Origin of the sequence: Amycolatopsis sp. NPDC057786 (assembly GCF_042797905.1) — a bacterium.
Classification (GTDB): domain Bacteria; phylum Actinomycetota; class Actinomycetes; order Mycobacteriales; family Pseudonocardiaceae; genus Amycolatopsis.
In genome coordinates this window covers 1-6,902 of record NZ_JBHVKW010000184.1, presented here as the reverse complement: position 1 = coordinate 6,902, position 6,902 = coordinate 1, and the positions used below count along the sequence as shown (strand labels likewise).

Below are 6,902 nucleotides of genomic sequence, written 5' to 3'. Positions count from 1 at the left end.
CTTCCTTGCGCCAGGCGCAAGGAAGGGGGCCTTCATGTACTTGAGAGGGGGGCGCTGCCGTCCCGGGGCGGCGCGGGATGTCCGTGAAGGCCTCCTTCCCTACCTTCAGGGTAGGCAAGCAGGCCCTCACGGACAGGTCAGTCAACGAGGTGACCGAACGTGACAGGTGTGTGGAAATAGGGACACTCAACGTCCCTATTTCCACACACCCCACCGAACGTCCCACGTCCCAAGTCCGTGAAGGCCTCCTTAAGGGACCCAGAGTCCCTCAAGGAGGCCTTCACGGACTTGAGCACCCAGGCGCCGTAGCCATGATTCACCGGCCTTCTCCCGGGTACCCGAAGATCGAAAGCGGAACCGACGAGACAGGAGATACCGTGCACACTTCAACGCTCCGGCAGGTCACCGTGCGCGAAGGACCGTTCGCGTCGGTCTATTTCGACAACTCCCACAACACCGAGGACGCCGCCGCGCAACTGGACCTGCGCTGGCGGTCGATCCGCGAGCGGCTGGCCGACGAAGGCGCCGAGGAGCCGACACTCACCGCGCTCGACGCGGCGGTGGCCACGACGCCGCCGCCCGAAGGCAGGGCCGGGCGCGCCCTGGTCGCGGAGGGCGGCGAGGTGGTGCTCGACGAGGAGCTCGCGGAGCCGCCGCTCCGTGAGGTCGTCCGGGTCGCGCCGCAGCCCTACCTGCTCCCGCTTCTGCGGCTCGCTCCGGCGGTCGTACCGCATGTGGTGGTGGTCGTGGACAAGACAGGCGCCGATCTGTTCGCGGTCGGCGAGGACGGTGCCGAGGAACGGACCGTCGAGGGCGAGGACCACCCGGTGCACAAGGTGCGCGGCGGTGGCTCGGCCTATTGGAACATCCAGCATCGCGTGGAGGCCGTCGCCGAACGCAACGCCGCGGAGGTCGCGCGGGAGGCGGTCAAACTCGCCGACGCCGTCGGTGCCGAGGTGCTGGTGCTCGCGGGCGAGGTGCAGGCGCGGGCGCTGGTGCGTGACGAGCTCCCGCCGCGCGGGGCGGAGAAGGTCGTCGAGCTCGAAGAAGGCGGCCGCGCGGACGGGAGCGCGCCCGAGGCGCTCGAAGCCGAGGTGAAGCGAGTACTGGCAGAACACGCGGAACGCCGTCGCCAGGACGTGATCGACCGCTTCCGCGCCGAACAGGGTCGCGATGGCGGGCTGGCGGTGGACGGGCTCGCGCGAACGACGGCGGCCCTGCGGTCGGCCGCCGTGGAGACGCTGCTGATCGACGACGAGTCGCTGGCCGACCGGCTCGTCTGGGTCGCGGGCGACCCGACGCAGGTCGCGACCACCAAGGAAGAACTCGAACTTTCGGGGACCGGCGCGGAAAGCCTCACGCAGTGCCGCGCGGACGAAGCCCTTCCGGCGGCCGTGCTGGCCGAAGGCGCGGACCTCGTCCCCGTCAGCGGTGAAGGCCTGGCCGACGGCGTCGGCGCGGTCCTGAGGTTCGCTATCTGACTTCGGTGCGCGGCGGTGCCATCGTGTGCTCCGCGCGGTGGGGACGGCAGAACGTGCACACGAGGGTCTGCCCGACCTCACTGCCGTTGTCGGCGACGAGCCGGGCGACGTGTACCGCGGGCCTGCCACACCTTTCGCATTCGAGGGCGGTGCTGTCGCGGCTGATGACCATGCGGGTGATCATGAGGGCTCCTCGGAGGGCGGTGGCCTGCCGAATACCCTGGCTCGGTTTCGCCATACCCCCGAGGAGCCCTTGTCACCCGAATGACGTAACGCTCAGGATGTGGCGACGGCGTCGCGCGCCTTCTCGCCACCGGCGACCGCGCTTTCCCGCGCGCAGTGGGCACAGCAGAAGAACCGGTCCTCCACCTGGATTCCGTGCCCGATCACGCGGCATCCGCAGTGTTCGCAGATCGGCGCCAGCTGGTGGATCGCGCATTCGAAGGAGTCGAAGGTATGCCTCGCTCCTTCGACGGTGTGGATCTCGAACGTCTTTTCGTAGTCGTTTCCGCAGACTTCGCAGGCGGCCATCGGGCATCCTCCTCCGGTTCGGTGTTCATTTCTGGGCGAGCAAAGGGATCCGGCCACCGGCGAGGACAGCTTCGAGCCGGCCTGGGGAGAGCCGGTGGCCGACGGGGATGTGCTCGTCCCGTGTCCGGTTGTGGACGGACAGTTCCCCCGTGGCGAGTGAATCGTGAAGGCCTTCCAGGAGCAGGACGTCTCCGGCGGAGACCCGGTCGTAGTCGGCCGGGTCCGCGAATTCCAGCGGCAGGACACCGAAATTGGTCAGGTTCTGCCAGTGGATCCGGGCGAACGAGCGGGCCAGCACGGCGCGGAGACCGAGGTGACGGGCGGTGATGGCCGCGTGTTCGCGGGAGGAGCCCTGCCCGTAGTTCGAGCCGCCGACGACGAAGTGCGCGCCGGTTTCCGCGGCCCGGCGGGGATAGCTCTCGTCGATACGGGTGAAGGTGAACTCCGCCAGCTTCGGGATGTTCGAGCGGAACGGCAGGGCGCGGGCGCCCGCTGGGGAGATTTCGTCGGTGGAGACGTCGTCGCCCGTCTTGAGCAGAACCGGCGCTTCGACCCGGTCGGGCAGCGGGTCGAAGTCCGGGAGACCGGAGATGTTGGGCCCCTTCACCAGTTCCTCGTCCGCGGCTTCGGATCGGGGCAGCGGCGCGACGAGCATGCGCGTGTTCACCGCGGAGCGCTCCGGTGGCGCGAGGCCGGGACGCGGAATGTCGTGTTCGGCCGCGAAGTCGCGCGGGTCGGTCAGGACGCCGGTCACCGCGGACGCGGCGGCGGTCTCCGGGGAACAGAGCCATACGGCGTCGTCGGAGGTCCCCGAGCGGCCTGGGAAGTTGCGGGGGAAGGTGCGCAGCGAGTTCTGGCCCGTCGCCGGTGCCTGGCCCATGCCGATGCAGCCGAGGCACCCCGCCTGGTGGATCCGGGCCCCGGCGGCGAGTAATTCGGTGACGTGCCCGGCGCGGGTGAGATCGACCAGGATCTGGCGGGACGTGGGATTGACGTCGAAACTCACCGAATCCGCCGTCTGCCGCCCCTTGACCAGCGCCGCGGCGACCGCGAAGTCCCGGAAGCCCGGGTTGGCCGAAGACCCGACGACCACCTGGCCGATCGGCGTCCCGGCGGCCTCGCGGACCGGGACGACGTTGTCAGGAGCCGAGGGCTCGGCGACGAGCGGCTCCAGCGCCCCGAGATCGATCTCGTCTTCGACGTCGTAGGAGGCGTGCTCGTCGGCGCGGAGCTCCGTGAAGTCGTCTTCGCGACCTTCGGCCCGCAGGAACGCGCGGACGGCGTCGTCGGCGGGGAAGACGGTCGTGGTGGCCCCGAGTTCGGCGCCCATGTTCGCGATGACATGCCGGTCCATCGCGGTGAGCCCGCCGAGCCCTGGCCCGTGGTACTCGATGATCCGGTGGACCCCGCCGCTCACCCCGTGCCTGCGCAGCATTTCCAGGATCACGTCCTTCGCGGAAACCCATGCGGGCAGCTCACCGGTGAGGCGCACACCCCAGATCTCCGGCATCCGGAGGCGAAGCGGTTCACCCGCGATGGCCAGCGCGACCTCCAGGCCGCCGACGCCGATCGCCAGCATGCCGAGCGATCCGGCGGCACAGGTATGCGAATCCGATCCGGCGAGCGTCCGGCCGGGTACGCCGAAGCGCTGCATGTGGGTCGGATGCGAGACGCCGTTGCCCGCTTTGGAGAACCAGAGGCCGTACCGGCGGCAGGCCGAGCGCAGGAAGGCGTGGTCTTCGGCGTTCTTTTCGTCGGCCTGGAGAAGGTTGTGGTCGACGTACTGGACGCTGACCTCGGTCCGCGCCCGGTCGAGTCCCAACGCCTCGACTTCCTGCATGACCAAGGTGCCGGTCGCGTCCTGGGTCAGGGTCTGGTCGACGCGCAGGCCGATCTCGGCGCCCGCGACCGGTTCGCCGTCCACGAGATGCTCGTCGATCAGCTTGCGGGCCAGGGTGCGCGGGTCAGCCATGTCGGTGGGCTACCCGGCTCGCCCCTCCGGCATACATGAACCGAGACGAAAAGGGGTAATCACCCAGAGGTGATTCGCATGGAACGACCGGGTCCGATCCGCTGGGTCCAGTACGTCTACGGACGGCGGCTGCCCGAGCGCTACCGGGATTGGGTCCTGCACGACGCGACGGCGCGCACGTGGCTGCTGCGCTTCGCCGTCCGGATCTGTTTCGAGGCGCTGCCGTGGCTAGTGGTCGCGTTCGTGCTCCTGATGACGCTGACGCCGTTGCCGGTGGCACCGGTGCTGGGCGCGCTCGTGCTGAGCCTGTTCCTCGCCCTGTTCTTCACGATGACCAGCGCGGACGAACTGGCCGAAGTCCGGCTCGGCAAACACGGCTTCCCGCGCGGCACCGGCAAAGCGGTCCGGTCCGCAAGGGGCGGCTCAGGCAGCTGGCCCTAGCCCGGTGCCTGATCTCCCGGTACGACCAGACCCGATTCGTAGGCGAGCACGACGAGTTGCGCGCGGTCGCGGGCGTGGAGTTTGGTCATGGCGCGATTGACGTGGGTCTTCGCGGTCAGCGGGCTGATCACCATACGCTCGGCGATCTCGTCGTTGGACAGGCCTCGTGCGACCAGGGCGACGGCTTCGCGTTCGCGGTTGGTCAGTTCCTTCAACCCGTTGCCCGTGCCGGCGCCGGGCGGCAGGGTGACGTACCGGTCGATCAGCGTGCGGGTGATCGACGGCGCGAGCAGGGCGTCGCCACGCGCGGCGACGCGGACGGCGTGCAGGAAGTCTTCGGGTTCGATGTCCTTGACGAGGAATCCCGCCGCGCCCGCGCGTAGCGCGTCGAAGACGTACTCGTCCAAGCCGTAGTTGGTCAGGATGACGACGTGCACGCCGGTCAGTGCCGGATCGGCGGCGATGCGCCGGGTCGCCTCGATGCCGTCGACCACGGGCATCTGGATGTCGATGAGCGCGATGTCGGGCAGGTGCTTCCTGGCGAGCGCCACGCCGTCACTCCCGTCGGAGGCTTCGGCCACGACCTCGATGTCGTCCTCGGCGTCGAGCAGCGCGCGGAAGCCGCTGCGGAGAAGCGGCTGATCGTCGACCAGCAGGACACGGATCACGACGTTCGCTCCACGGGGAGTTCGGCTTGGACGGAGAAACCACCGGTGCTTCGTGGTCCGGCGTGGAGACTGCCGCCGAGGGCGGTGACCCGTTCCCGCATCCCCAGCAGTCCGACCCCGGGCAGCGGTGTGGTGCCCGGTGCGGCCTCGCCGTCGTCGTCGATCCGGATGGCGAGAGCGCCAGGGCGGTGGTCGATCCGGACCGACGCGGTCGTGGCGGCGGCGTGCCGGGCGATATTGGTCAGCGATTCCTGAACGATCCGGTACGCGGTGCGGTCCACCGCCGTGGGCAGGCCGGGCCGCTGCCCTTCGACGACGAGCGTCGCGTCCAGACCGGTCGACTTCGCCCGTTCCACCAGGTCGGGGATCCGGTCGAGCCCGTACGGCGGATTCGTTCCGTCGTCACGCAAGGCCTCCAGGGTCGCCCGCAGCTCCCGGGTCGCCTCACGACCGGCTTCCCGGATCGCGAACAAGGATTCCGGCACCGGCTCACCCCGCTTGGTCGCCAGGTGGACGGCGACTTCGGCCTGCACCTTGATGACGGAGATCTGGTGGGTGAGCGAATCGTGCAGTTCCCGCGCGATGTGCAGCCGCTCTTCGTCGGCCCGGCGCCGCGCGGTCTCCTCACGGGTGCGCTCGGCCTCGTCGGCCCGGCGTTCGGCCTGTCGCAACGCTTCGCCCGCAGCGCCGGCGGCGATCAGCCAGGCGAGTTGAAGCGCGTCGCGGCTTTGTGCGAGTGCCTCGCCCACGGTGGCGGCGTTGGCGGAGGCCAGGAGCGCGAGCGGGAGGGCGGCGATCATGAGCAGCGATCCCGCGATGGCGACGATCCGGTGACCGGCCCGGACGGCGGCGTAGACCGCGACCAGATAGGCGACGACGGGAACGTCGAAGCCGACGGCCTGGTAACCCAAAGCGCACAACCCGGTCACGGCCAGTACCGTGATCGGCGCCCGGCGGTGTGCGGCGAGCGCCAGCCCAGAGGCGACCAGCAACAGGTGGCCCAGCCAGCCGAGGCTCGTGGGAGCGTCCACTTCGGACGATTCCGTGACCGGCAGAACCGCCGTCACCCCGACGGCGATCACCCAGTCCCAGACCTTGCTCATGGGTGAACCCTAGCCAGCCGCCCGCCTGACCGACTCCTCCGCGCGGACGATCCGCGGTCTACCGCGCTCGCGGTAGTCCCGGCGTTTCTACGGCGCCGGCGGTAGCGCGGATTGCCTGCGTTCACGGGACGCCCCAGGCGGTCCCGGCGGACACCATTCAGGGACATCCAGCCGTTGAACGAGGGAGCACCTCCATGTCGGTCCACCTGCTGTCCGAGCCGATCGCCGCCGCCTACCTGACCTCAGGGCGTCTCTGGTCCTTGGTGGCCGCGCTGGCGGGAGTGATCGGGGTGATCGCCGGAGGGCTTGCCCTCGCTCGCTTCCGCTCCGGCAACACCCGGCGCGGGGCCTTCGTGGCGCTCGCGGCGGGGCTGCTCGGCATGGCGGGCGGTGGTTACGTCGTGGTCGCCGCCGAGGGCGGTCCCGGCACCGGCGGCGGGATCGTCGGCGGGTTCGTGGCCCTGGTGATCGGGTCGCTCGCCGCGATCCTCGGAGGGCTCGCCCTGTCGCGTGCCCGTCGCGTCGTCTGAGGCTCGAATGTCCACAAGGGACGCTGTCCTGTCCCGCCGGAGTGTTGCGAAAGCCACTCTCACAACGTTGAAGGTTGCGAAAGTGGCTTTCGCAACGTCAGGCGGGGCAGGGCCCGGCACCGCCCTGGCGACCATGTCGCGAAAGCCACTTTCGGGACACCAAACGTCCCGAAAGT

Annotated in this window: 8 protein-coding genes; 3 read left to right on the top strand and 5 right to left on the bottom strand. The window is 69.7% G+C overall.

Annotated features, from left to right (window positions below; translation table 11 throughout):
• Positions 1-377: 377 nt before the first annotated feature.
• Positions 378-1,481, top strand: a complete 1,104-nt coding sequence (locus ACFVM3_RS41530) for a Vms1/Ankzf1 family peptidyl-tRNA hydrolase (RefSeq protein ID WP_378445367.1) — start codon at positions 378-380, stop codon at positions 1,479-1,481.
• On the opposite strand, the gene ACFVM3_RS41525 is transcribed toward ACFVM3_RS41530, so the two are convergent.
• From ACFVM3_RS41525 to ACFVM3_RS41515, 3 genes are all read right to left on the bottom strand, one after another.
• Complete coding sequence (locus ACFVM3_RS41525; protein WP_378445365.1) at positions 1,474-1,665, bottom strand: hypothetical protein; 192 nt, start codon at positions 1,663-1,665, stop codon at positions 1,474-1,476. The two genes, ACFVM3_RS41530 and ACFVM3_RS41525, sit on opposite strands and share 8 nt — an antisense overlap.
• Before the next feature lie 92 nt (positions 1,666-1,757).
• Entirely contained in the window at positions 1,758-2,012 is a 255-nt protein-coding gene (locus ACFVM3_RS41520) for a Prokaryotic metallothionein (RefSeq protein ID WP_378445363.1), read from the bottom strand.
• A 25-nt stretch (positions 2,013-2,037) separates the two neighbouring features.
• The gene (locus ACFVM3_RS41515; protein WP_378445361.1) at positions 2,038-3,984 is read right to left on the bottom strand and encodes an aconitate hydratase; all 1,947 of its coding nucleotides are present in this window, start codon (positions 3,982-3,984) and stop codon (positions 2,038-2,040) included.
• Between the two features lie 78 nt (positions 3,985-4,062).
• On the opposite strand from ACFVM3_RS41515, the gene ACFVM3_RS41510 reads away from it, so the two are divergent.
• Positions 4,063-4,425 (top strand): DUF5313 family protein, encoded by a 363-nt coding sequence (locus ACFVM3_RS41510; protein WP_378445359.1) that lies wholly within the window; start codon positions 4,063-4,065, stop codon positions 4,423-4,425.
• Here the strand turns inward: ACFVM3_RS41510 and ACFVM3_RS41505 are convergent.
• Both ACFVM3_RS41505 and ACFVM3_RS41500 read right to left on the bottom strand, forming a co-directional pair.
• Positions 4,422-5,093, bottom strand: a complete 672-nt coding sequence (locus ACFVM3_RS41505; protein ID WP_378445357.1) for a response regulator — start codon at positions 5,091-5,093, stop codon at positions 4,422-4,424. The two genes, ACFVM3_RS41510 and ACFVM3_RS41505, sit on opposite strands and share 4 nt — an antisense overlap.
• A complete protein-coding gene (locus ACFVM3_RS41500; protein ID WP_378445355.1) occupies positions 5,090-6,196 on the bottom strand; it encodes a sensor histidine kinase in 1,107 nt (368 codons plus the stop codon). The genes ACFVM3_RS41505 and ACFVM3_RS41500 overlap by 4 nt, the downstream gene beginning before the upstream one ends.
• Before the next feature lie 194 nt (positions 6,197-6,390).
• On the opposite strand from ACFVM3_RS41500, the gene ACFVM3_RS41495 reads away from it, so the two are divergent.
• Positions 6,391-6,726, top strand: a complete 336-nt coding sequence (locus ACFVM3_RS41495) for a DUF6223 family protein (RefSeq protein WP_378445353.1) — start codon at positions 6,391-6,393, stop codon at positions 6,724-6,726.
• Positions 6,727-6,902 lie beyond the last annotated feature (176 nt).